The organism is Paraburkholderia sp., assembly GCF_050742655.1.
Taxonomy (GTDB): Bacteria; Pseudomonadota; Gammaproteobacteria; order Burkholderiales; family Burkholderiaceae; genus Paraburkholderia.
The window spans coordinates 194,958-219,993 of the sequence record NZ_JBOIGG010000011.1 but is presented as its reverse complement, the minus strand read 5'-3'; the positions used below and the strand labels follow the sequence as shown (position 1 = coordinate 219,993).

Here is a 25,036-nt window from a genome sequence, read left to right as displayed (position 1 = left end):
CCTGCATGCGCAAACTGCTCATCACGCTTAACGCAATGGTTCGCTCCAACACTCCCTGGCAGTCGGACTTCCATGACGCGTGACATTGCTCGTCTCAAGATAGTTGCTGTCGACGGCAGTTAGCGCTTCAGGCTTGCTGCCGTCCCATACAAGATGGTTTCTGTTTGCTTGCCTCTGCCACGACCAGTCGGTCGCGGTGGGCTCGTTGGTCCGGATTGTAGGGCGCTTTTTTCGGAATCTCCAATATGTGAGTGGTTGACTCATATATTGGGAATTCAGTATTTTGCCGTTCGCGGCCCTCTGCGCCGCGCCAAAGAAAAAGGGCCGCGTCAGCGGCCCTCCTGGGGTTAGCCGGTCAGTGCCGGCCTATCGCGACTATCGCGATCTCGGGATCGAACGCGTCACGCGCCGGCCGGCGCCTTATACGCCACGCAGTCCACTTCAACCCTGCAATCAATCACCATGCTCGACACCACGCACGCGCGCGCCGGCGGGTTGTCGCCGAAGTACTCGCGGAACACCTTGTTGAACGACGCGAAGTCGCGCGGATCGTCGAGCCACACACCACAGCGCACGACGTGTTCGGCGCCGTAGCCCGCTTCCTTCAGGATCGCGAACACGTTCTGGATCGCCTTGTGCGACTGCTCGACGATGCCGCCGTTGATCACCTCGCCGTTCTCCATCGGCGTCTGGCCCGACACGTACAGCCAGCCGTTTGCCTCGACCGCGCGCGCAAACGGCATGTGCTGTCCGCCCGTACCCTTTCCGCCTTCCACGCCATATCGCTTCATCGTTTTGCTCCTTGTGTTCATGAGTTCATGACGCCGCGCACGGGCCGATCCCGCTGCGCGGCTTCGATTGCTGTGACGGTTGTTGTGATAACCGCTGTGATCAATGCCGCGCTCAGAATGCGCCGTGCGCGTCGCCCTGCGAAGGCGCCCCGCGCGCGACGAAATGTCCTGCGCGCTCGCCGGTCGGCTGGCCGTCGCGATACGACAGCACGCCGTTCACCCACACTGCGTCGATGCCGTCGGCGGGCTGCTGCGGCTTGTCGAACGTCGCCACATCGCGCACACGCGCCGGATCGAACAGCACCAGATCCGCGTGATACCCGATGTGCACTTCGCCACGCTGCGCGAGCCCGAAGCGTCGCGCGGACAGCCCGGTCATCTTGCGCACCGCTTCCTCGAGCGGAATCAGCGCGACGTCGCGCGCGTAGTGGCCGAGCACGCGCGGAAACGCGCCCCACAGCCGCGGATGCGGCAATGGGTCATTCGGCAGGCCGTCGGAACCGACCATCGTCGCGGGATGCGACAGGATGCGCCGCACGTCGTCCTCCGACATGTTGTGATACACCGCGCCCGCCGGCTGCAGACGCTTCGCCGCTTCCTGCTGCGTGATGCCCCACTCCGCAGCGATCTCCTTCACAAGCTTGCCCGCCACCTCGGGATGCGGCTCCGACCACGTGATGGTGATGTCGATGTCGCCCGTCACCTGCGCCAGAGAGAGCGTCGACGAACTGCGGTTGTACGGATAGCAGTCGCACCCGATCGGCTGCAGCCGGCGCGCGCCTTCCAGCGCTTCGAGCACCTCGCCGCTGCGGCCCCAGTTAGACGGCCCCGCGCATTTCAGATGCGAGATCACGACCGGCACATGTGCATGCCGGCCGATCCGGTACGCCTCGTCCATTGCATCGAGAATCGCGTCGAACTCGGTGCGCATGTGCGTCGTGTACAGCGCGCCTGCGGCAGCGAGCGGCTCCGCAAGTGCCATCACTTCTTCGGTCGGCGCGGCGAACGCCGAGCCGTATGCAAGCCCCGAACTCAAGCCAAGCGCGCCGTGCGCGAGCGCTTCCTCGAGCTGCGCGCGCATCCCGTCGATTTCGTGCGGCGCCGCCGCGCGATCGAGCCGGTCCATCTGGTTGTTGCGGAGCGCCGTGTGACCAATCAGCGCGCCGACGTTGACCGCGGGCCGCGCCGCGTTCACCGCGTCGACGTAGGCGGCGAAGGTCGGATAGGCGAATGCGCTGCGATCGCCGAGCAGGTTCATCGGATCGGGCGGGTCGCCCTTCAGCGACACCGGCGAAGCACTGATCCCGCAGTTGCCGACGATCACCGTCGTCACGCCCTGCGAGATTTTCGGCAGCATCTGCGGCGCGCGGATCACGTGGGTGTCGTCGTGCGTGTGCACGTCGATGAAGCCCGGCGCGAGCGCGCGACCGTTCGCCTCGATCACTTCTTCGGCAAGCCAGTTCGACAGGTTGCCGATCGCGGCGATGCGGCCATCGCGCAACGCGATGTCGCGCTCGACCGGCGGCGCGCCCGTGCCGTCGTACAACTGGGCGCCGACGATCAGCGTGTCGGCAGCTTCGGGATGCGAATGCATGGGTCAGTCTCCTATCGGTTGTCGATCGCCGCCGCCGCGATGCGCGTCGAGCGCATGCTTCATCCGGCGCAGCAATTCGCGGCTCTCGTCGCCAAGACTGACGGCGAGTTCGGTGACGAGCACGTCGAGCGCCATCATCATCGCGTAACGCGATGATGATGGTTTGTAGATGAAATCGGTTTCGAACGCGACGATCGGGATCAGCCAGTCGGCGAGCTTCGCGAGCGGCGACGCGGGGGCCGTCAGAGCGATCAACGTCGCGCCGTAGCTCCGCGCGATCCGGCAGCTTTCGAGGATCTCCGGCACGTGCCCGGTCGCGGACAACGCGATCACAACGCAGTCGCGTGACACCGTGCTCGCGACCATCCGCTGCAGCAGACCGTCCTGGTACGTCGCGACCGGCCGGCCGAGGCGCACGAGCCGGAAGCGCATTTCGTCGGCGAGCGCCGTCGACCCGCCGCCCATCCCGAACACGTAGATCATCCGCGCATCGCGCAACGCGGCGGCGGCGCTCGCCAGCGGCGCGTGACACAGCACTTCATGATTGCGCGCGAGCGCGGTCTGCAATTCGTCGAAGACACGGGTCGCGAGCGGTTCGGGTGCATCCGCGGCCGTGCCGGTTTTCAGGAAGCGCTGACCGACCGCGGCCGCCTGCGCAAGACGCAGCTTCAGTTCGCGCACGTCGCGACAGCCGACCGCCTTCGCGAACCGCGTGACCGTCGCCACGCTGACGTCCGCCTGCTGCGCGAGCGCGCCGATGCTCGCGCGCGACGCGGCCGTCAGGTCGTCGAGGATCAGCGCCGCGACCTTGCGTTCCGCCGAGCGCAACTCAGGCGCGCGGGCGGCAATCCGCGCGACGATGTCGAAAGCTAGCGGCTCGGTGGTGGAATTCATCGTGCGGGGATAGAGTGGACTGCCCGAAGCCGACTGTCCGCGGCGCGATGCCTGCGAACGGGGTTCCGTACGACCGTGGTACTAAATAACATTTCGCAGACAATCGTACTTTCTGTACCATATTAAAGTCAACTTCGAATCGATTTAACTGCATGATGGAGCGGGATTACATGAAAGTTACAAACTATCAGGGCGCGACGATTGATCCTTATAGCAAGGGCTTGGGCATGGTTCCCGGCACCAGCATCCAGTTGACCGACGCGGCGCGCCTCGAATGGAATCTGCTCGACGAAGATGTGAGCCTGCCGGCCGCGGTGCTGTACGCCGAGCGCATCGAACACAACCTGAAATGGATGCAGGCGTTCGTCGCGGAGTACGGCGTGAAGCTCGCGCCGCACGGCAAGACGACGATGGCGCCGCAGCTGTTCCGCCGGCAGATCGAAACCGGCGCATGGGGCATTACGCTTGCGACCGCGCATCAGGTACGCGCCGCGTATCACGGCGGCATCTCGCGCGTGCTGATGGCGAATCAACTGGTCGGCCGGCGCAACATGCTAATGGTCGCCGAGCTGCTCAGCGATCCGGACTTCGAGTTTTTCTGCCTGGTGGATTCGGTTGACGGCGTCGAGCAACTGGGCCGTTTTTTCAAGTCAGTCGGCAAGCAGTTGCAGGTGCTGCTCGAACTCGGTGTGTCGGGTGGACGCACCGGCGTGCGCGACGATGCGCAACGCGACGCGGTACTCGACGCGATCGCGCGCTACCCTGATGCACTGAAGCTCGCGGGTGTCGAACTGTACGAGGGTGTACTCAAGGAAGAAGGCGAAGTGCGCGCGTTTCTGCGCGGCGCGGTGCAGACCACGCTTGAGCTCGCCGACGCGGGCCGCTTCGCGCGCACGCCTGCGATCCTGTCGGGCGCGGGGTCCGCGTGGTACGACGTGGTCGCGGAAGAGTTCTCGAAGGCAACCGACGCGAGCCGCGTCGAAATCGTGCTGCGGCCGGGCTGCTATCTGACACACGACGTCGGCGTCTATCGCAAGGCGCAGACCGACATCTTCGCGCGCAACCCGGTCGCGAAGAAGATGGGCGAAGGGCTGCTGCCCGCGTTGCAACTATGGGCGTACGTGCAGTCGATTCCGGAACCGGACCGCGCGATCGTCGGCCTCGGCAAGCGCGACTCGGCGTTCGACGCGGGGCTGCCCGAGCCTGCGCGCCACTATCGGCCGGGCAGCGACGCGCCGCGCGACATCGCGCCGGACGAAGGCTGGGAAGTGTTCGGTCTGATGGACCAGCACGCGTACCTGCGGATTCCCGCGGGCGCAGATCTGAAGGTCGGCGACATGATCGCGTTCGACATTTCGCATCCGTGCCTGACGTTCGACAAGTGGCGTCAGTTGCTGGTCGTGGATTCGAAATATCGCGTGACGGAAGTGATCGAAACGTTCTTCTGACGTTAGCCGGCAGGCTGCGGTGCAGCAGCGGCCACCTCGCCGATGCGCGCCTCGAGCAGCCCGAGCGCGCCCGACAGCGCGACGAGCGCATCGTCGGGCAACGCAGCCATTGTGTCCTGCAGAAACGCATTGCGACGCGGCAAGCTCGCTTCGGTCTGCTCGCGGCCGATGTCGGTGAGCTTCACGTTGGTCACGCGGTTGTCGCGTGTGTCCATGCTGCGCACGATCCAGCCCATCTGTTCGAGCGTCTTCAACTGACGCGTGAGCGCGCCCGGATCGATTCGCAGCCGCTCGACGAGCCGCTTCTGCGACGACTCTCCATTCTGCTCGTGCAACGCGAGCAGAATCCGCCAGCGCGGCATCGGGTGGCCGACGTGCAATTCGAACGCCGACATGAACGCCCGATACGTGCGGCCGAACTGCTGGACGACGGCGACGTGGTCGTGTTCTTCCATCTGCGTCAGTCCACGTGAACCGTCGGTTCGACCTGACGGTGAAGTTTGACCGGCGGCACGCGCCGGCTTTGCCAGACCGATGCGACCGCGACCAGCGCGGCAAGCGCAAGCCCCAGATGAATCGCGGCGACGAGCGCCTCGCGCGCCGCTTCGAGCAGCATCGCGCCGTTGTGGCCGGCATGCGCGAGCTGGCCGAGCAGCGTCTGCTGCGCGTCGCGGTTGATCAGGATCTGCGGGTCGCCGAGATCGCTCGACCAGTGCGTCGCGTGATCGCGTTCGAGCGCGTCGCGCACGCCGCTCGCGTACATGTGCGTGATGAGCGTGCCGGTCAGCGCCGTGCCGAGCATCCCGCCGATCATCCGCAGCGACTGCAGCAGCGCGGTCGCGATGCCGAGGTGCTCGCGGCCCGCGGTCTGCTGCGCGAAGATCGTCAGATTCGGCATGACGAAACCGAGACCGAGACCGCCGAGAATCATGAACGACATCAGCATCCACTGCGGCATCGAGCGGGTCGCGACGACTGTGCCGAAACACGCGAGGGCGACGAGCGCGAAGCCCACGTAAAGCATCAGATTCGGATTGCGCACCCGCGACACGATCCGCCCGTTCGCGATGCTGCCGATCGTGATGAACACGACGAGCGGCGTAATGACAAGGCCCGCTTCCTTCGGCGACATGCCGAAGCCGCCTTGAAACAGCAGCGGCGCGTAGAACAGCATCGAGAACATCGTGAAGCCGCCGAGCACCGAGAGCGTGAAGAGTGCGGAGAGGCTGCGGTTGCGGAACATGTCGATTGGGAGGATCGCCTGCGGGAACTGCTTTTCCCAGCGCCACAATCCATAGGCGGATGCGACGCTGACCGCCAGCAGCGCTGCGGCGCCGACGGTTACGCCGTGCTTCGGCAGCATTTCGACGAACAGTTGCAGGCAGCCGAGCGCAACTGCGATCAGCAACGCGCCCGGCCAGTCGAGCCGCATCTTGCCTTTATGCTCGACGTGCCGCAGATGCGGCAGATAGCGCCACACGAAAAACAGCGACAGCAGACCGACCGGCAGATTCACGTAGAACACCGACCGCCAGCCGTAGTACTGCGTGAGAAAACCGCCGAGTGAAGGTCCGACCGCGTTCGCGATACCGAACGCCGAACTCATCAGCACCTGCCAGCGCAAACGCACGACCGAATCGGGGAACAGATCGGGAATACACGCGAACGCCGTGCCGACCAGCATGCCGCCGCCGATCCCCTGAAGGCCGCGCGCGAGTACGAGGAACAGCATGTCGTTGGCGGCGCCGCACAGCACCGACGCACCGGTGAACACGACGATCGACGCGATCACGAACGGCTTGCGTCCGTAATAGTCGCCGAGCCGCCCGAAGATCGGCACGGTGATGACGGAGGTCAACAGATAGGAGGTTGCGACCCACGCGTACAGCTCGAAACCCTTGAGCTCGGAGACGATGGTCGGCAGCGCAGTGCCAACGACGGTCTGATCGAGCGCAACGAGCATCGTCACGAAGGACACGCCGAGCATCGCGAGCAGCGATTCCCGGAACGGTAGGACTTGCCCACTCGAATGGTGGGCGGCGGTATGGACGGGCATTTTTGATCGTGCAACAGTTGACGCGTCAAACAATTGGGAATCATACCACAGCGTTGCGCTCTAAACTGGCTTGGCCGGCGGTTAGTGCCGCCGTACGTTACTGTCGCGCATCGGCCAGATTGCGCGGCGCAAGACAACGACCGGGAGGTCCATGGAGTCGAATCCGCTCGCATCGTCCACGCTGTCGCCGGACGATCTGAAGGCGCTGCGGCGCGCGAAATACGAGCTCGAAAGCCCTGCGCTGACGATGAAACTCGCGGGCATCGTCGGCGCGCCGGTCGAGAAACTGATGGCGAGAATACCGACCTTCGCGCACGAGAAGGTCAGCGACGCGACGCAGCTTGCGTTGCGTAAATGTCTGCAGCTCGCGCTACGCACGCTCGGTCGGTCGAACGTGGCAGGTTTGTCCGCGCCTTCGCCCGACAAACCGAGCAACCTGCTGCACAAGTTCGCCGTCGCGACAACCGGAGCAGCCGGCGGCGCGTTCGGGTTGTTTGCGCTGCCGGTCGAACTACCGGTCACGACGACGCTGATGTTCCGCTCGATCTGCGACATCGCGCGCAGCGAGGGCGAGGATCTGTCTTCAGTGGAAACGCAGCTGCAGTGCCTGACGGTGCTCGGCATGGGCAGCGCGTCGAAGGCCGACGACGACGCCGATCTCGGCTATTTCATCGCGCGCGGCGCGCTGGCGCAGGCGGTGTCGAAAGCATCGTCGGAGATTGCGAGCAAGGGCTTCGCGACGCACGGCTCGGCCGCGCTGCTGCGGCTCGTGAATACGATCGCCGCCCGCTTCTCGGTGCAGGTCAGCGAACAGGTCGCGGCGAAATCGATTCCGGCGATCGGCGCGGTGCTCGGCGCAATGGTCAACACCGTGTTCATCGACCACTTCCAGCAGGTCGCGCACGGCCACTTCACCGTGCGCCGGCTGGAGCGCCAGTACGGCACCGACGCCGTGGAGGCCGCGTATCAGACCATCGACATCGCGCTCGACCGCTGATCGTCGCGCACTCGCGTGACCTGCCGCACGAAGTCCGCGGCACGGTCGAGCGCGCGGCCGGCCTCGGGAATGAACGGTGCCCAGATCTGCCACACGTGCGGCATATCCGGCCAGATCTCGAACTCGACCGGCACATTCACGGCGCGCGCCCGCTCCGCGACGCGCCGTGAATCGTCAAGCAGCACTTCAGTGCTGGCCGCCTGCATGAAGAGCGGCGGCAGCTCGCTCAGATCGGCGTAAAGCGGCGACGCATACGGATTCGTGGACGGCGTGTCGCCGAGATAGAGCTTCGCGGCCCGGCCGATCGCAGGGCCGGCGAACATCGGATCGGCGCCGTCGTTGGTGCGGATCGTCGCGCCGGTTGCAGCCAGATCGGTCCAGGGTGAAAACAGGATTGCACCAGCCGGCAGCGTGTCGCCGGCATCGCGCAGCGCGACCAGTGTGGCGAGTGCGAGGCCGCCGCCCGCCGAATCGCCGGCAATCACGATCGATTCCGCCGACGTCCCCGCAGCAAGCAACCGACGGTATGCGGCGAGCGCATCGTCGAGCGCCGCCGGAAAGCGATGCTCGGGTGCGAGCCGGTAATCGAGCGAGAAGACTCGCGCGTCGGCGCGTGTCCCAAGGCCGAAGACGATCGATCGATGAGTGCGCGGCGAGCAGAAGTAATAGCCGCCGCCGTGCAGATAGAGAATGACCGGAGTGGGCGCGAGCGCGGCGGGTCCATCACGTTCGAACCACTCGCCGAGCATCGGTGCATCGTCTGGCGCGTATTGCTCGCGCAGCGTCCAGCCGGCGGGCACACGCGGCGTCCATGCGCGTTTCGTGGTCATCGCGCGGGCGTGCTCCGCGCTGATCGTCGGCCGCAAGGTCTGCGGACGAAATTTCCTGCGCATGAACCAGCAGGCGACGGTGCTTTGCCAACTCATCGGAACGTGCTCCCTGAACGGCGAATCCGTCATGGTACGTGCGTTCCGCCAGGCACCGGTCGACAGCCCGCTCTAAACGCGGCCGCAGCCGCGACGCAGCCTGGCTAGTTGGCCGGCAGCACCTGCCCGCGGATCTCGCCCGACGGGTTTTGCGCGGTATGAACGTTGAAGTACCACTGGCCGGCCATCAGGTCCGTCACCTGCGGGTCGGTCAGCGTGGCCGAGCCCTTGATCGGACTGGCGAGCGCGTTCTTCTCGATCGGCACCTGCACCTTCGCGTTCTGGCCGACCGGCGCCGGTCCATGGAAATGAGCCATCGTCGCGGGACCAGACAGTCCGTCGTAAGTCACGTTCCACTGCAGCGTTTTCGTCGACGTGTCGAACGATGCATTGAGCATGCCGTGCCCGTGACTCACGCGCGGCGGCACTTCGCTCGACGGTTCGAGATCAGCCTTCAGCGCCACGGTATCGGCGAAGGCCGCGCCCGCCGCGAGCGCCCACACGACGACAGCCAGATTCAGCTTGCGAATCGCATTCATCCTGTTCTCCTGACGGTACCAACGATGTCGCGCCGTACGGGCTGTTGCCCGCACGGGGTTCCCCATACTAGGGCAAATCGGTGACAGCCGCGAACGTGGATACCACTGGACCGCGACAGCATGGTTCGTGCGCATACGGTGCGATCTCTGCCGATTCGCCAATAATCAATTGCGCGATTCGTATGCAATTGATCGCAGTTGCCCTGCTACCCTTCAGGTCGCGAGAAGTGACTCCTTCATCGAAGGATGTCTCCAAGCTTGAACGCGGCTTCGGCCGCGTTTTTTTTCGCCCCCGTTTTGTACTTGTTGGTACCTTTCCGCGTTTATTCCGCCAGTTGCGCGACTTGCCGCTCGATGCCGTCGAGCATCACGTCGCACTGCCCGGCCAGCGCGAATCCGTCCACCCGCAGCCGCTCCGCCGGCTTTGTCGCGATATCGCGGCGATAGGCATCGAGCGCGGCAAGCAGCGGTGCGTGTTGCAGCACGCTCGCCGCGCCCGCGACCCGGTGATGCCACGCGAGCAGGCGCTGCGCATCGGGATGGTCGAGCAACGGCCGCAATGCACGGATATCGTCACGCACCGCGACAACGAACGCCTCCAGCAGTGTCTTCACGATCGATTCGTTGCCCCAGGACTGTTTCATGCGCGTCAGATCGAGTGCGTGCATCGCCGGTCGCCTCGCAACGTTATCGCCGCCCAGATCGAACCAGCGGCTCAACGACGCGCGCAACGACTCGACGCCAACCGGCTTGACGATGCAGTCGTCCATGCCCGCCTCCCGACACGCTCGCAGAACGCCGCGATCGAGACTCGCCGTGATACCGAGGATCGGTATCCATTGAATATCGCCCGCAGCGGAGCGCTCGCGCACGCGCTTCGCGAGTTCATAGCCGGACAGACCCGGCATCTGGCAATCGGAAATCAGACATCCGTAACGCGTGCGATCGAGCGCGGCGAGCGCCTCGATGCCGCCGCTCACGACGTCGCAGGCAAGACCCAGCGCCGCCAGCCGATGACGGATCAGCATCCGGTTGACGGGATGATCGTCGGCGACCAGCACGAGCAAGCCGTCGGCGACTGCGCGATCGCGGCTCGGGAGCGAGGACGGTTGCTGCGTCGGTATGCTTGCTGGCGGTTGTTCGATCCGCAGCGCTGCCGCGCATGCGTCGCCGAACGCACGCCACGACAGCGGATTCGTACCCAGCCGAAGCGTCCCATCGACGATCCGGTAACCGGCCGGCGTCGGCTGTCGGGTCACGCGAACGACGCGCCTGGATTCACCATACGACAGCGCAGTATCAGCTTCGTCGATGAAGCATAGATCGGTGTCGGTCGGCGCATGTGCGCACGATGCCCCACGCGGGACGCACGTCACGTCGAGGCCGCGGGCCTGCGCGAAGTGCGTCAGCGCGGCGGCGGTCGCGGGGTCGTCGATTGCAATCAGCGCACGCCGGCCGTGCAGTTCGTCGTGCGGATGACGCAGTGTGTCGATCGGCATCGTCACACCCAGCGTCACGCAGGTTCCGATGCTGGGCTCGCTACGCAGATCGAGCGTCGCGCCGATCCGCGCGGCGAGTTCGCGGCAGATCGCCAGCCCGAGACCGGTGCCCGTGCCACCGGAACGTCGCGCGGTAAGCGTCTCCGCCTGCACAAATGGCCGGAAGACTTGAACCTGCCGATGCGGCGCAATGCCGATGCCGGTGTCGCGGATCGCAATCGCGACGGTCTGTCGGTATGCATCGTCGTTGTCGACCGACACATGCACGTCGATCGAACCGGCCTCCGTGAATCTGATCGCATTGCCGACAAGATTGAAGAGCAGTTGACGCAGCCGCATGCCGTCGCCGGTCAACCGTGCCGCGACGTCCGGCTCGATATCAACGCCGACGCGCAGTCCCTTCCTGTGCGCGAGGTCGCTCAACACGCCGAGCACGCCGTCGATCAACTCGCGCGGACCGAATGGCGTGTTCGACGACGAGGCGGTCGCCACGGCATGCACCGCTTCGTGCTTCGCACGGTCGAGCATCGTGTCGATCGTTGCAAGCAATGCATCGACGGTGTCACTCATCGTGTGAACCATTGCGCGCTGTTCGGTATCGAGCGGCGTTCGAGCCAGCACATCGAGAAGGCCGAACACGCCGCTCATCGGCGTGCGCAGCTCGTGCGCCGCCACCGCGAGCGGATCAAGTGGATCGTCTGGTGCAGCGGAAGCTCGCCACGCCGCGTCTTCAATCTCTCGCCGCTCATCCCGCTTCACCGTCCGACCTCCGCTCGACGTACCGCACGCAAGTGGTCCCGCATGCGTCGTCTGCCAGAAATAGTCGGAAGCCCAATCGATGGCAATTCAAGCGTCGTATCCGCAGCCTTCCTACGGAAGCCGAAGCCGCGCGTTACACGAGGCCGATCTGCCGCGCGTAATCGATCAGATCGGTGCCGGTCTCGAGACCCAGCTTGCGCAGCGCACTGCGCTTCTGCATGCTGATTGTTTTCGTGCTGCGGCGCAGGCGTTCGGCGATCTGCGAGACCGTGAATCCGCGCACGCAGTAACCGAACACCTCCCACTCACGAGCACTGAGCACACCGACATGCCTCGGCCTCGCGGACCGGCGAGTGCGCAGCTCGACGTGCCGTGACAGATAACGCCTGTGCCGCACCGCGGCTTCGATCGCGTGAATGAGCGCCTCGACGGTATCGCGCTTGTCGACGATCGCCGCGGCGCCGAGCAGCAGCAGCGCGTTCAGCACCGGCGGATGACGCAGCATCGTCAGAATCACGACGGGTGGACACGCGGGATGCCGCATCAACCGGCCCAGCATCGTCACGGCGTTGTTTTCGCCGTCGAAGCCCGGCATGCCCAGGTCGGCGACGATCACGTCGCACGGACGCGATTCGAACAGCGCCGCGAGCGACGGCGCATCGATGGCCGTGCCGACGAGCGACATATGCGGTTCGGCGGCGAGCAGATACGCGACGCACACACGGATCACGCTGTGATCGTCGGCGACGATGACGCGGATGTTCTGTTTCATATTGGTGTTCTGCCGATGACGCCCTGCACTACGTGCTCCCCAGGGCGTGAATCATTTGCGGCGACGCGCCACACAGCACGTCCCGCCGACGACCGTCACACAGGCAAACGGCAGCAAGCCGCCGCGGCCACGCGATCCGGCCGGCTCGTCCGATCCATGAAGGACGAGTCCGGTCGCGAGCATGACGCAGCAACCGGCCCAGCGACATCAGATAGTTCCGAAAATGGATGCCACGGGCGGGCGACCACCTGCCTAACGTGTGCCGGGCTCACGCACAGCAAGTTGACGCACGGCGGGCGGGCCCGCGGCAGGCATATGCGCCGCCGACACTAGAGCAGCCCGTTTGCACGCACGTAGATGAAGAGCCCCGCGTCGTTGCGGACGCCGAGCTTCACCATCGCGTCGCGCTTCTGCCGGCTCACGGTGCGAATGTCGCGGCCGAGCGTGCGCGCGATCCCCGAGATCGACTGGCCGTCCGCGAACAGCCGGACCACTTCCGCCTCGCGCGGCGAAAGTGGACGGCGCGCCGCCGTGCCAGGCGCGTCACCGCTCGTGGCGGCGATCGCATCGAGGATCGACTTGCCCAGATAAGCATGCCCGCATGCCGCGCGGCGGATCGCGACGATAAGTTCGTCCATCGGCTCGATCTTGTTGAGGATGCCCGTGACACCCTCGGCCAGAATCGCGCGCAGGATCGCGGCATTCGTCAGGCCGGTCAGCACGACGATGCGCAGCGCCGGCCAGCCGTGACGCACGCGCGTCAGCAGACGCAGACCGTCGGCGGTGCTGCCGTCCGCTTCGGGCATCGTGAGATCGGTGACCAGCACGTCGCACGGCGTGCGGCGCAGCAGATCGAGCAGCGCCGCGGGGCTGCCCGCCTCGCCGACGACCGCGACGTCAGCGTGCGCCGCGAGCGACACTCGGGTTCCGAGCAGGACGAACGGGTGGTCATCCGCCAGGATGACGCGAAGAATCACAAGGAGGTCCCCTCGCATTGCTTGATCTGAAATCACACCATTCGCCGCGCCGAATGCCCATCAGAGAATTCCGAATCGCGTGATCCGGTTGATTAGCGCAGCTCCGGCACTGAAGCCTGACGGGTCTCCCGTGCGACGCGACCACCGGACCGCGTCCGCGCCGCTTCCTCCACGAGCGCGGTCGTCGCGGGACGCGGAAATACCGGCAGCGCGATCAGCGCGAACAAACTCGCCACGGCCCACACGGCGGGCCACGAACCGATCGACAGCAGCGCCGGGATCGCGAGCGGCGTCAGGAACAGCGTCAGGAACGCGCCGGTGTTGCCCATCGCGAGCGCGGTGCCGGCGCGGTTCGTGCCGGCGAGTGTCGCAAGTTCCGTGAACGCGACGCCGTGCCACGCCGACGCGCACGCGCCGCCCACGACGATCATACCGGCGAACACCACGGTCATCGCGCCGTGCCGCATCCCAAAGCCGGCGACGATCAGCGCGAGCAAAGCGAACAGCACCGCCGTGATCACGCTGCACGCCCGCATGTACGCACGGCGATTGCCGTTGCGGTCGGTCCATCGGCCGCTCAGCACCCGGGCGACCGCAGCGCCGGTCTGCACGGCGGCCATCGTCGCGCTGATCGTCACGACGCCCGCATGGCCAAAGTCGTGCAGGAACACCGTGCCGAATGTGATGACCGCCAGCTGCGGCACGCACAGTGCGCCGATGCCGAGCGCGACCCGCCATACCGCGACGTCGCGCAGCGGGGATCGCGGCACCGACGCCGCGTCGCGATCGCGCGTCGCCATACCGGCAGCCGACGTCGCCAATTCGGCCGGCGGCTCGCGCAGCCAGCGATACGCAAACACGGCCGTTACCGCGCACAGGATCGCCAGCACGCCGTACACCGCAGCAAAACCGCCGTGCGCGGCCAGCGCCGGCAACGCGAGCGCGCCGAGGCCGCCGCCGGCGGGTACCGCGGTCTGCCGGATGCTCATCGCGAGGCCGCGTTCGCCCTCGCGAAACCACGCCATCACTGCGCGGCCGCTCGACCCGTTGACGCTGCCGCCAAGTATCCCGACCAGCAGCAGCCACAGCGCGAGCATCGGTACACCCGGCACTGCGGCCGGATGGGGAACGACGAGCAGTGTCATCGCGGCCAGCGCCGCCGCGGTCGCACCCAGTCCGAGCAGCAGCACGCGCCGGTCACCCCAGCGATCGGTGAGCAGCCCCCACGGCAGCTCGCTGAGCGCGATGCCGAGTCCGAGCATGCCGAGCACCAGCCCCAGCGCACCGTTGTCGAGGTGATAGCCCGAGCGCAGAAACACCGCGGTCGTCGGGATGCCGGAGAAGGCGGCGGAAAAGCTCGCGTTCGCGGCGAAGCCTACGCCGAGCACCTTCCACCGGTGATTACGCGCCGGGGCGCGGGACAGGTTCGATTCCATGACGACGGACTCCAGATCCAGAAGAAATTGAAGCCATCGTAGAAGTAGACCTTCCATCGGAAAAGCGGGAAGATATGATGGTATCCATCGATATCTCCGAATCATGAATCAGCGTGCTTTCGATCTGAACCAGTTGCGCACCTTTGTCGTGGTCGCCGAGGCGGGCAGCGTGTCGGCGGGGGCGGAGCGGGTTTTCCTGTCGCAGTCGTCGGTTAGCGAGCAGTTGCGCAAGCTCGAGGAACGCGCCGGCCAGCCGCTTTTCGTGCGCAGCAAACAGGGCGTCACAGCGACACCCGCGGGCGCGAAGCTGCTCGATCATGCGCGACGCATTCTGGCGATGAGCGAGGCGGCGCTCGAGGATCTGCAGGGCCGCTCACTCGACGGCGAGCTGCGTATCGCGATCACCGACTACTACCGGCCGCACGACATCGCGCGTGTGCTGAAGACGTTCTCGGAACAGCATCCACGGCTACGGCTGCACGTAACGGTGATGCCGAGCGCAGTGATCGACAGCGGCGCCGATGACAACGCGGCGTTCGATATCGGGCTGTCGCTGCGCCTCGTCACGCCGGGTAACCATCGCGTCGCGGTCGGCGCGCGCACGACGGGCACGGTGGTCCGGCGCGAGAAGCTGCTGTGGGTGAGCGCGGTCGACGTCGGTTCGCACGTGACGGCGCCTTATCCGCTCGTGCTGCTGCCGTCGACGTGCCAGCTGCAGCGCTTCGTCGTGAAGCTGCTCGACCAACGCAAGGTGCCGTATCTCATTTCACATTCGGCATCGGGGGTCGCGGGGTTGCAGCTCGCGCTGAAGGCTGGGCTCGGCATCTCGTGTCTGAACGAATCGTCGATCGGGCCGGGCGTTGTCGCGTGTCCGCCGGGCATCGGGCTGCCGCCGCTACCTGCCGTCGAATTCCATCTGCTGCCAGGCCGGGCCGGCGAGAGTCCGCTTGTTGCCAATGCGCGCGATGCGTTGACGCGTCTTTTCGGTTGAGCGTGTTTTGTGCCGCATCGACCGCTGTCATCGTTTTAACAAGCGTTTTCTGCACACTGCTGCGGATCGACAGCCGCAGAGGTGATGGATGAAAGTCAGCGTCCGGAGCTACGTCTCCCCGACACTCGTATTGCTCGCGTTCGACTGGCCCGAAGGCCACGCACGCGACGACTTCCTCGGATTCGCGATCCGGCGCACGCCGGGTTTTCTGCAGGCGGACGGACGCACGCGCGAAGCGAGCAGCTGGCTGCCGAACCGCGTGACGTTCGCCGGACCGGCCGCCGACACGCAGCACGATGCGCCGACCAGCGAAGCGCCGATCCAGAAGTTCATGTGGTGGGACGCGCGCATCGATCCGCCCGATCGCCGGAAGACGTTCGCCTACGAAGTGTGGCCGGTGGTCGGTACACCGGCGAAGCTGCAAAGGCTGGACGACGATGTCGGGCATGTTTCGGTCACGCTGCCGGCGCACGTCGAGGACGGCATCGGCACGTGGTTCAACCGGGCGGTCGTCAGTTCTCAGGCGTTCTCGCGGATGGTGAGCGCGATGAAGCTCGGCCGCGGCGAAGCGCCTTCGCCGGAGCAGGCGCTGACGCTGCGCACGTGGCTCGCGAACGATCTGGAACAGACCTTCGGGACCGTGTTCGACGGTGCGGCGCGGGCCGCGTCGGCGGTGTATCACCTGACCGATTCGCTGTGGGCGATTCCCGCGTTCGAAGCGTTCGGTCACGCGCACGGCAAGGACGCGCTCGCCGTGGTCTACGACGCGCACACGGTGCAGGAGAAGGGCAAGCCGCCGCAGCCGTCGCCGAACCAGCCGGCTGTCGATGCGCTGCGCGATCTCGCGCGCTGCCTGCCGCGCGACAAGACGCACATCATGCACGACAAGTTCATCGTGGCCGGCGACGGGGCGGCGAATACGCCACCCGACCGTGTGCTGACCGGGTCGGCGAACTTCACGACCGAGGGCATCACCGAGCAGGCGAACGTACTGCATCTGTTCGAATCCGCTCAGCTTGCGCAGCACTACAGCGATCGTGCGGCGGCGCTCGCCGGCAATCCGACGATTGCGGCGACGGCGGCACTCACGCCGGGCTGGTCGGACAGCATGCAGGTGGGCAGCGCGCAGGTGCGCGTGTGCTTTTCGCCGGAGCCGAAGAACCAGCGCACGCAGATCGACACGATCGTCGAAGCGATCGGACGCGCGAAGCATTCGGTCATGTTCTGCCTGTTCATGCCGACCGACGCGCCGCTGCGCGATGCGTGCTTTCAGGCCGGCGATCGCGGGCTGATGATGTTCGGGCTCGTCAATCACATCAGCGCGAAGTCGGCCACCGACGCCGAAGCCGCGCAACGCGACGGCAAGATCGTGAACACGACGCAGCTCGCGAATCTCGAGCTATATCACCGCAGCCGCGACCAGCGCGACGTGATCGACGCGAACTACTTTTCACCGGCCACGGTACCGGACGGCTTCGCCCCCGAAATGCAGGTGTTTCCCGGCGAGAAGGCACCGCCGTACGCGCCCGTCATCGTGCATCACAAGTTTCTCGTGATCGACGCGGAAGGCGCCGACCCGATAGTCTATTCGGGCTCGGCGAACATGAGCCAGAACTCCGAGCACTACAACGACGAAAACCTGCTCGAGATTCGCGACAAGCGGATCGCCGCGATTTATCTCGCGGAATTTCTGCGTCTGTACGAACACTATCGCGCACGTGCGATAGCTATCGAAGAACAACGCAGCGGCACGACGCATGAACGGTTGATCCTGCAACCGGACAGCGGCTGGTCGACGAAGTATTTTGTCGACGGCAGCGCTGAGGCGAAAGCTCGCGTGGCGCTCGCACACGACGCGCAATAGCCGTTCGTCGGATCACCGGCATCGGAATGGAGCGGCGACTTGCGCCTCGACGGCGCGTCGTCGCGGGACACGCTCGTCCTCTCTCGAGAATTCCGATTGCCCATTGATATTGTTATGTTATAACATCTCTCAACAATAGCGATCCGCCTGCTGGGCGGCATCGCTGTGCGCGGCTTCGATGTGATATCGACGCCGCGCGCGCATCGCATTTCCACCCGCTCCCAATCAAACATGAACCACCGCACGTTGATCGCGCGCGCCAGCATGCTGCTGTTCGCTCAGGCGCTTTCCGCTCATGTCTTCGCAGCCGGCCCGTCGACCGGACTATCGGGCGTCGTCACCGATGGACAAGGACATGCCGTCGCCAATGCGCAGGTGTCGATCCAGAATGCGCAGGGCGATACCGTCGGGCGCACGCAGACGGGCAGCGACGGCCACTTTGGTTTGCCCGGCATCGAGGCCGGCACCTATGCGGCAACCGTCGATGCGAAGGGCTTCGGCACCGCGACCAGCGTCGCGACGATCGGGAGCGGCGAGACACCGACGCCGTTGAACGTCGTGCTCAAGCAGGACAGCACACTCGACGTGACCGTCAACGCACAGCGCCTCGACCGCGCGCGCAACGGTCTGCTGCCCGAGGTCGGCGCGACCGTGTACAGAATCACGCAAGCCGACATCGACACGCTGCCGCAAGGCTCCAGCACGCCGTTCAACCAGGTTCTGCTGCAGGCACCCGGCGTCGCCAACGATTCATACGGCCAGCTTCACGTGCGCGGCGATCACGCGGATCTGCAGTACCGGATCAACGGCATCATCGTGCCGGAGCCAATCAGCGGATTCGGCCAGTCGTTCGATACGCGCATCGTCGACCAGGTCAACCTGATCACCGGTGCGCTGCCCGCGCAGTATGGGTACCGGACCGCCGGCGTCGTCGATATCCGCACGAAATCGGGCGACACCGGCAACGGCGGCTCGATCGACGTCTACGGCGGCAGCCACCAGACGTTGCGGACGAGCGCCGATGTCTTCGGCTCGCAGGGACCGTTGAGCTACTACTTCGCCGGCACGCTCGGCGTGAATAATCTCGGCATCGAGGCGCCGACGTCCGACGGCAGTCCGCTGCACGATCACACGCGGCAGGGCAACGGCTTCGGCTACATGTCGTACATCATCAACCCGCTCACGCGCGTGAGCGTGATGTTCGGTACCGCGAGCAACCAGTTTGAACTCCCGAACACGCCCGGTCTCACGCCCTCGTTCGCGCTGAACGGTCGCACCGCATTCAATTCTGCAGACCTGAACGAAACACAATCGGAGCTGAACAACTTCGCGTTGATCGCACTGCAGGGCACGAACGGCGGCGCGCTCGACTATCAGGTTGCGCTTTTCACGCGCTACACGCGTACGCAGTTCAATCCCGATCCGGTCGGCGATCTGATGTTCAACGGCGTTGCGTCGAAGGACTTTCATAGCAACCAGGCGAACGGCGTGCAGGCGGACACGACCTGGCGCCTGAACGACAGGCACACGCTGCGCGCGGGCGTCATGCTTCAGCAGGAGCACGCGGTATTCAACGACGACGTGTCGGTCTTCGCCACCAATCCCGATGGCAGCCAGGCATCGGATCAGCCGTTCACGATCCACGACTCGAACAGCAAAACCGGCTACCTGTACAGCGCTTACGTGCAGGACGAATGGAAACTGACGAGCACGGTCACGCTGAACTACGGTTTGCGCTACGACCGGATGGACGAATACGTGCAGGCAAGCCAGCTGAGTCCGCGTATCGGCATCGTCTATCAGCCGACCAACGCGACGACGATCCACGCCGGCTACTCACGCTACTTCACGCCACCCGCGTTCGAACTCGTTTCCGATTCGACAGTGGGCCTCTTCAACGGCACGACGAATCAAAGCCCGAACGCGCAGAACAGTCCGGTCAAACCTGAGCGCAGCCATTACTTCGACGTCGGCATCACGCAGCGCCTGACGCCCGCGCTCACCGTCGGTCTCGACGCGTACTACAAGAAGGCCTCGGATCTGCTCGACGAAGGACAGTTCGGTTCGGCGCTGATCTACACGCCGTTCAACTATCAGTACGGTCATGTCTACGGACTCGAACTGACCACGAGCTACCGGCAGGACAACGTCTCGGCATACCTGAACATCGCGTACAGCCGTGCGCAGGGCAAGAACGTCGAATCCGCGCAGTTCAATTTCGACCCGGCCGAGCTTGCGTACATCTCGAACCACTGGGTCTGGCTCGATCACGATCAACGCATCACGGCATCGTTTGGCGGCTCGTACACGATGGGCAGAACGACGCTGACCGCGGACGGCATCGTCGGTAGCGGGCTGCGCAGCGGCTTTGCGAACACCGACAAGCTGCCGTGGTACGCGCAGATCAACCTGGGCGTGATCCAGCGCTTCAACGAGCCGATGATCGGCAAGTTCGATGCGCGCCTCGTTCTCGTGAATGCGTTCGGACGCGTGTACCAGTTGCGCGACGGTTCGGGTATTGGAGTCGGTGCGCCGCAGTTCGGTCCGCAACGCGCGATCTACGCGGGCATCACGAAGCACTTCTGAAGGACCGACGATGAACGACTGGACGAATCTCGGCGACGCTGTTCGCCTCGGCGGCTGGGTAATCTATCCGCTGACGCTGCTCGCCGTGTTCGCGCTCGCGATCGTGCTCGATCGCGCGTACGTGCTGTGGCGATTCGCGCGTATTCCGCGAATGGACGTGCGCGAAGCCGCAGGCGGCCGCATGGATCGGCTGTCGGCGCAGCACGCGCTGCGTAGGGTCGCTGCGCTGTTCGAACACCGCGCGCCGTTGTGGCAAGTCGAGGCACGTCTTCAAAGCACCGCCACCACGATCGAACGCGATATGAGCCGCGGTCTCTGGCTGCTCGAGACGATCGTTACGGCGGCTCCGCTGCTTGGGTTGCTCGGCACGATCGTCGGCATGATGCATTCGTTCCGGTTGATTGGCGGCGATGGGCTCGTCAATCCGTCTGGAGTGTCGGGTGGCGTCGCACAGGCGCTCGTTGCGACCGCGATCGGTCTCGTCATTGCACTGGTCGCGCTGTTCGCGTTCAACTATCTGTCGCGTCGCATCGACCGACTGATGGATGAGCTCGAATCGTTCGCGAACGAATGCATCGGTGAACTCCGGCTCGCCGAAGAACGCGCGAACGCGCAAGACGAACGGATAGCGCAACCGTGAAGCTGCGTCGCTCGCGCGCGTCGAAGCGCGGTCGCATCGAGATCATTCCGATGATCGACGTGATGTTCTTCCTGCTCGCGACGTTCATGTTGACGTCGCTCGCGCTGCAACGACTCGACGCCGTGCGCGTCGACCTGCCGCAGGGCCGCGCGCAGACAATGTCCGAAACGGCGCCACTAACGCTTGCTGTCACGCGCGCAAACCAGATCTACGTGAACCGGCAACCTGTGCGGCTCGATCAGGTGACGGCAGCGGTTGCAAAGCTGCTACCGCGCGATCACGACATCGTCGTCGCGGCGGACGACGCCGCATCGCACGGGATCGTCGTTCAGGCGATGCTGGCCGCGCGCAACGCGGGCGCAGAACATTTTCTGGTCGCCGTGCATCGTGAATAGCGACGCGCAGCAAAGCGGTACGCGGCGCATGCTCGCTGTATTCGACGGACCCTCGCCGCGTTTTGCCGTTTCGTTCGGCATTGCCGCGATCCTATGCGCGCTGCTGTTGATGCGGGCGGGCGAGTGGCTGGCAAGTAGTCCCGTGCCGGCGAAACCGCCTGCACCGCTTCAGATGCAACTCGTCGAACTGGTTCCGCCGACGCCGCCAGTGCGCTCGCCAACCGAACCTGCCCGGCCGCAGGCACCTGTGCCAGTGCATACGTCGGTGCCTACCGCCGCACGGGAACAGAAGCACGAACGAGCACAGGCCGCGCCGCCGCGTCCTCAGGCAAGCGCACACACGGAGCCGCCCAGCACGCCAACCACGGCGGCGCCCTCCGCAGCGCCTGACCAACCAACCACCGCCCCCGCCACGAACAACGCGACCGTATCGTCACCACCGAGCGCATCGACAGGTTTCGCCGAAGCGAGACTCTTGTCGCAACCGCTACCCGACCTGCCCGACGACCTGCGTGAGCTTGCTTATCAAGCAGTAGCGGTCGCGCGCTTCACGATCCGCCCGGACGGCACCTGCAGCGTCGAACTGATCAAACCCACCGCTAACCCTCGGTTGAACCAGATTCTGCTCGACGCGCTGCGCAACTGGCGCTTCTTTCCCGCGCTCGACAACGGCCATCCGGTCGAAAGTCGCCGCGACGTGCGGGTCCATTTCAACGTTCAGTAAGCACACGCAAAGAATAGTTGCAACGCTAACTACATTGCACTATGCTTTGGCCATGTTCGATGAATGCCTTTATTTCAACACGTCCGCACTCGCTCGCCGCCTGGAGCGCGAATGGACCGACGCGTTCGCGCCGTTCGATCTGACGCCGCCGCAAGGCTTCATGCTGCGGGCGATCATCAATCGGCCCGGCATGCTGCAGCGCGAGTTGTCCGATGAGCTGGTCATCGCGCGGCCCACCGCCACGCGTGCACTAGATGGGCTTGAGGCACGCGGTTATATCGATCGTCGCCGTACCGACGGCGATGGTCGCGAGGTAGCGATTTTCCCGACATCGAAAGCGGCCGACATCAAGGTGGCATTGAACGCGGCAAGCGCCGCGGTGACAGCTCGGCTCAAGCGAGTGCTAGGCGGCACTGAATTCGGCGAGACCGTTTCGAAGATTCGAGACGCTCGTTCGGCGCTCACCTGAGTTTTTTTACCCTGATAGTTGCAACGCTAATTAATTTGAGGTCGTAAAATGCCTATTCTCAACGTCAAGGTCAGTGCGAAGAAATCGCGTGAAATGACCGAGAGCATCGCAACGCTACTGCTGGATCTGACTACTCGCATTCTCGGGAAAGACCCGAAGGTGACGGCCATTGCGATCGAATATGTCGATCCGGACGACTGGATCGTCGGTGGACGGTCGCTGAGCGCACAAGGCAAAAGCAGCGTCTATTTCGACATCAAGATCACTGACGAAACCAACACGAAAGCCGAGAAGGCGCGCTACATCGACGCTGCGTTCGCCGGGTTTTCGGAGCTACTCGGCAATCTGCACGAGGAGAGCTACATCTATGTGCAGGACGTGCGGGCGGCGTCTTATGGCTATGGCGGTAAAACGCAGGAGTATCGGTATCAGCACGCGTGACAGACGGCATCGACACCGCGCAGACGAAACGGAACACATCATGAAACGACTAGGCGCATTCTTTATCGCAAGCTGGCTGGCCGCCGCGATTCTTTACTTCGGTCAGCACTCGGTCGCGCTAATCGCGTTGAGCGGCGTGGTCGTGCTCGGTGGGTACGATCTGCTTCGTCCGTAGCGTTCGCCGGAAACAGGAAACCCCGCGCACGCGGGGTTCTTCATGTGCTGCGGCACCTGCTTTCAGGTCAGCCGTAAACCAAACGTCGGCAAGATCTGTTGAATGACCACGAAACGGTGTTCCTTCGTTGCGTCGTGGAATTTTCGGTAGTCCGAGTCCTCGAAATGCTGCGACCAGACCGGCGCAACGTTCCCGTCGTCTTTCACCGTGATACCGGTAGCAAGGTGCTTCCACGAGTCGGGACCCTTCGGAATATAGGCCGGCAATGCTTCCATCAGACCAGGAATCTCGCCGGCAGCGATCGCACTGCTCACACGTTCGAGGCGCTCGTCCGGATTGTGACTGCGACTCTCGCCGAGCAACGTGCGAAGAGCCGTCTTCACATCGGCCGACAAACCGGGTTGGGTTTCGAACTCCTGTGTCCTGGCCTTAAAGGCCTGCACGACCTTGCAGGTCATGTCCGCAGCCTCGATGTAGGCAGGCAGATTGTCGCGCTCGACGAAGTCGTGCGTAGCCCTGCATTGGTACCGCCATTTCACCCAGGGCATGTCCGGGAAATGCAGCGCTGCGCCGTGCCCCTGACCCGAGACCAGGTCGATGCTGACACTAGCCACGTCCAGACCGAACTTGACCAGCATGCGGTTCAGTTTGCCGCGCCAGGTGTGATGATCGTAGTCGTCGCCTTCGAGATGCGTAATGCGGTTGTAGTCGCTCTCGATCCCGCTGAAGCCCTGGTGAGCCCACGTGTCCACATAGACGTGCAGCGTCACGCCCAGTCTGTGCAGCGCGTTGTAGGCATCGTGAGCCCCGAGCGCGTGTCGGACCATCAGCTTGGCGACATCGCTGTTGGGTCGACACACGGCGCGCTTGTCGAGCGTGTCGCCCTGCGCGCCGGGCAGGAAGTGAAACGGCACCCAGATGCGGCGATTCTCGTCGTCGTCCTCATTCCTGTAGTCGATCATCTCGTGGGCGCTGGCGATGCGCTCGAACGTCTCGCCGCCTGCAAACCTCAGCAGCCCTTCAGTTGTCGCGTCGTCGACGTACTGACAGGCATGCGCGACCGTTTGCGCTTCGTCCACGTCCATGCCGCCCAGGCGGGCGATCGCGTAGACGACCCCATAATGAAAATCGATGTTCATGGTTGACCCACGTTTTTCGGTCGTTATCCTGTCTGCCCGACGCATCGTGCGGTTCGGGAGCGGGCGTCTTCTTCGCGCGCGCGGCAGATAGATTGCCGTCGGCTACCAGCGTCGTGTCACCGCGCGACGCATTGGAAACGCTGACTATTCTCTTTGAAAACGAATGCACCAGGATGACAGAAAGCCCATTCCGGCAAAACGGCGCGAAGGCGTGACTACGCTTCGTTTCTGGAAACACCTGCACGAACGTTAATAAAAACGAACGAGATACAGCCAATGTTCAACGCATTCGTCGCTTTGCACTGCGTCCAGCTCTCCTGCCTCATACCGCCGGATCGATACGTGAACCGCCGAAACCGGCATCATTCAAGGCGCCTGCTCACCCGACATATGTGCCCTGAGAAACGCTACATAGCCATCCTGAGCCTTGAGAATTTTCCCGGCGCACTCGTCATAGTCGGAACCTTTCGCCTCGTCAGGTCCGTACATTCCGCGGCACTGTGCAAAGAGAGCCAGCGTTGCGCCGGACCCTTTCGCGACCCGGGTCGCTGAGAGGGAGACCTTGCCTGACCTGAAGGGCACATCGGTGTCGATTGCGTCCGCGTCCGCGCGTATCACGGCGGTGTCGGAATGCTGCTGGACGTAGCGTTTGGTGAGCGCCCATGCGGCCTCGCAGTTTGCCGGCTTGCAATCGACCGCGGCATTGCGCTGCGCGGCCGCGAGACTGCTTTCATCGTGAACAAACTGCTGGGCCTGCTGCTCCTGCTTTTCGGCAGACGAGCAACCCGCGAGTACAAGAGCAACAAGCGCAACGAGCGCAACGGCGGTGATCTTTCCCACGGTAAAACCTCCCTGGCCATGTTCGGGCGAAATTATAACGGCGCGCCGAAAGTGTCTACAGGTAGGTTGTCGCCCTTTTCTCTT

24 protein-coding genes are annotated in these 25,036 nt (G+C 64.4%); 11 read left to right on the top strand and 13 right to left on the bottom strand.

The window, feature by feature from the left end; translation table 11 throughout:
* Positions 1 to 401 precede the first annotated feature (401 nt).
* From ACREXZ_RS17725 to ACREXZ_RS17715, 3 genes are all read right to left on the bottom strand, one after another.
* Positions 402 to 791, bottom strand: coding sequence for a RidA family protein (locus tag ACREXZ_RS17725; RefSeq protein WP_431765400.1), 390 nt, complete (start codon positions 789 to 791; stop codon positions 402 to 404).
* A gap of 112 nt (positions 792 to 903) precedes the next feature.
* Positions 904 to 2,385, bottom strand: a complete 1,482-nt coding sequence (locus tag ACREXZ_RS17720; protein ID WP_431765399.1) for an N-acyl-D-amino-acid deacylase family protein — start codon at positions 2,383 to 2,385, stop codon at positions 904 to 906.
* A 3-nt stretch (positions 2,386 to 2,388) separates the two neighbouring features.
* Positions 2,389 to 3,279 carry a MurR/RpiR family transcriptional regulator gene (locus ACREXZ_RS17715; protein ID WP_431765398.1) on the bottom strand — a complete coding sequence of 297 codons (891 nt, stop codon included), beginning with the start codon at positions 3,277 to 3,279 and terminating at the stop codon, positions 2,389 to 2,391.
* 170 nt (positions 3,280 to 3,449) lie between these two features.
* Here ACREXZ_RS17715 and ACREXZ_RS17710 point away from each other — a divergent pair, with 170 nt between their 5' ends.
* The gene (locus ACREXZ_RS17710) at positions 3,450 to 4,727 is read left to right on the top strand and encodes an amino acid deaminase (RefSeq protein WP_431765397.1); all 1,278 of its coding nucleotides are present in this window, start codon (positions 3,450 to 3,452) and stop codon (positions 4,725 to 4,727) included.
* A gap of 2 nt (positions 4,728 to 4,729) precedes the next feature.
* Here ACREXZ_RS17710 and ACREXZ_RS17705 read toward each other — a convergent pair whose 3' ends face one another.
* Both ACREXZ_RS17705 and ACREXZ_RS17700 read right to left on the bottom strand, forming a co-directional pair.
* Positions 4,730 to 5,182, bottom strand: coding sequence for a MarR family winged helix-turn-helix transcriptional regulator (locus tag ACREXZ_RS17705; protein ID WP_431765396.1), 453 nt, complete (start codon positions 5,180 to 5,182; stop codon positions 4,730 to 4,732).
* 5 nt (positions 5,183 to 5,187) lie between these two features.
* On the bottom strand, positions 5,188 to 6,783 hold the full coding sequence (locus ACREXZ_RS17700) for an MDR family MFS transporter (protein ID WP_431765395.1): 1,596 nt from the start codon (positions 6,781 to 6,783) through the stop codon (positions 5,188 to 5,190).
* 151 nt (positions 6,784 to 6,934) lie between these two features.
* On the opposite strand from ACREXZ_RS17700, the gene ACREXZ_RS17695 reads away from it, so the two are divergent.
* Positions 6,935 to 7,780: an EcsC family protein gene (locus ACREXZ_RS17695; protein WP_431765394.1), complete on the top strand. Its 846-nt coding sequence runs from the start codon at positions 6,935 to 6,937 to the stop codon at positions 7,778 to 7,780.
* Here the strand turns inward: ACREXZ_RS17695 and ACREXZ_RS17690 are convergent.
* The 6 genes from ACREXZ_RS17690 to ACREXZ_RS17665 all read right to left on the bottom strand — a co-directional run bounded on the left by ACREXZ_RS17690 (position 7,750) and on the right by ACREXZ_RS17665 (position 14,688).
* A complete protein-coding gene (locus tag ACREXZ_RS17690; protein WP_431765393.1) occupies positions 7,750 to 8,706 on the bottom strand; it encodes an alpha/beta hydrolase in 957 nt (318 codons plus the stop codon). The genes ACREXZ_RS17695 and ACREXZ_RS17690 overlap by 31 nt on opposite strands.
* Positions 8,707 to 8,810: 104 nt before the next feature.
* Positions 8,811 to 9,245 (bottom strand): CHRD domain-containing protein, encoded by a 435-nt coding sequence (locus tag ACREXZ_RS17685; protein ID WP_431765392.1) that lies wholly within the window; start codon positions 9,243 to 9,245, stop codon positions 8,811 to 8,813.
* Between the two features lie 323 nt (positions 9,246 to 9,568).
* Entirely contained in the window at positions 9,569 to 11,503 is a 1,935-nt protein-coding gene (locus tag ACREXZ_RS17680) for an ATP-binding protein (protein WP_431765391.1), read from the bottom strand.
* A 133-nt stretch (positions 11,504 to 11,636) separates the two neighbouring features.
* Positions 11,637 to 12,275 carry a response regulator gene (locus tag ACREXZ_RS17675; protein ID WP_431765390.1) on the bottom strand — a complete coding sequence of 213 codons (639 nt, stop codon included), beginning with the start codon at positions 12,273 to 12,275 and terminating at the stop codon, positions 11,637 to 11,639.
* Positions 12,276 to 12,604: 329 nt separating this feature from the next.
* Positions 12,605 to 13,252, bottom strand: coding sequence for a response regulator (locus tag ACREXZ_RS17670; RefSeq protein ID WP_431765389.1), 648 nt, complete (start codon positions 13,250 to 13,252; stop codon positions 12,605 to 12,607).
* Positions 13,253 to 13,344: 92 nt separating this feature from the next.
* Positions 13,345 to 14,688 (bottom strand): MFS transporter, encoded by a 1,344-nt coding sequence (locus ACREXZ_RS17665; protein ID WP_431765388.1) that lies wholly within the window; start codon positions 14,686 to 14,688, stop codon positions 13,345 to 13,347.
* Positions 14,689 to 14,791: 103 nt separating this feature from the next.
* Here ACREXZ_RS17665 and ACREXZ_RS17660 point away from each other — a divergent pair, with 103 nt between their 5' ends.
* From ACREXZ_RS17660 to ACREXZ_RS17620, 9 genes are all read left to right on the top strand, one after another.
* Complete coding sequence (locus ACREXZ_RS17660) at positions 14,792 to 15,679, top strand: LysR family transcriptional regulator (protein ID WP_431765387.1); 888 nt, start codon at positions 14,792 to 14,794, stop codon at positions 15,677 to 15,679.
* 88 nt (positions 15,680 to 15,767) lie between these two features.
* Entirely contained in the window at positions 15,768 to 17,543 is a 1,776-nt protein-coding gene (locus tag ACREXZ_RS17655) for a phospholipase D-like domain-containing protein (protein WP_431765386.1), read from the top strand.
* Between the two features lie 264 nt (positions 17,544 to 17,807).
* Positions 17,808 to 20,129, top strand: a complete 2,322-nt coding sequence (locus tag ACREXZ_RS17650) for a TonB-dependent receptor (RefSeq protein ID WP_431765411.1) — start codon at positions 17,808 to 17,810, stop codon at positions 20,127 to 20,129.
* Positions 20,130 to 20,139: 10 nt separating this feature from the next.
* Positions 20,140 to 20,769 carry a MotA/TolQ/ExbB proton channel family protein gene (locus ACREXZ_RS17645; RefSeq protein ID WP_431765385.1) on the top strand — a complete coding sequence of 210 codons (630 nt, stop codon included), beginning with the start codon at positions 20,140 to 20,142 and terminating at the stop codon, positions 20,767 to 20,769.
* Positions 20,766 to 21,164 (top strand): ExbD/TolR family protein, encoded by a 399-nt coding sequence (locus tag ACREXZ_RS17640; RefSeq protein WP_431765384.1) that lies wholly within the window; start codon positions 20,766 to 20,768, stop codon positions 21,162 to 21,164. Before ACREXZ_RS17645 ends, ACREXZ_RS17640 begins: the two co-directional genes overlap by 4 nt.
* Before the next feature lie 475 nt (positions 21,165 to 21,639).
* The gene (locus ACREXZ_RS17635) at positions 21,640 to 21,888 is read left to right on the top strand and encodes an energy transducer TonB (RefSeq protein ID WP_431765383.1); all 249 of its coding nucleotides are present in this window, start codon (positions 21,640 to 21,642) and stop codon (positions 21,886 to 21,888) included.
* A gap of 52 nt (positions 21,889 to 21,940) precedes the next feature.
* The gene (locus ACREXZ_RS17630) at positions 21,941 to 22,357 is read left to right on the top strand and encodes a MarR family winged helix-turn-helix transcriptional regulator (protein WP_431765410.1); all 417 of its coding nucleotides are present in this window, start codon (positions 21,941 to 21,943) and stop codon (positions 22,355 to 22,357) included.
* Between the two features lie 48 nt (positions 22,358 to 22,405).
* Positions 22,406 to 22,798, top strand: coding sequence for a tautomerase family protein (locus ACREXZ_RS17625; protein ID WP_431765382.1), 393 nt, complete (start codon positions 22,406 to 22,408; stop codon positions 22,796 to 22,798).
* A 40-nt stretch (positions 22,799 to 22,838) separates the two neighbouring features.
* Positions 22,839 to 22,973: a hypothetical protein gene (locus ACREXZ_RS17620; RefSeq protein WP_431765381.1), complete on the top strand. Its 135-nt coding sequence runs from the start codon at positions 22,839 to 22,841 to the stop codon at positions 22,971 to 22,973.
* Between the two features lie 62 nt (positions 22,974 to 23,035).
* On the opposite strand, the gene ACREXZ_RS17615 is transcribed toward ACREXZ_RS17620, so the two are convergent.
* Complete coding sequence (locus ACREXZ_RS17615) at positions 23,036 to 24,112, bottom strand: DUF6765 family protein (protein WP_431765380.1); 1,077 nt, start codon at positions 24,110 to 24,112, stop codon at positions 23,036 to 23,038.
* Positions 24,113 to 24,478: 366 nt separating this feature from the next.
* Complete coding sequence (locus ACREXZ_RS17610; protein ID WP_431765379.1) at positions 24,479 to 24,952, bottom strand: hypothetical protein; 474 nt, start codon at positions 24,950 to 24,952, stop codon at positions 24,479 to 24,481.
* Between the last annotated feature and the right edge of the window lie 84 nt (positions 24,953 to 25,036).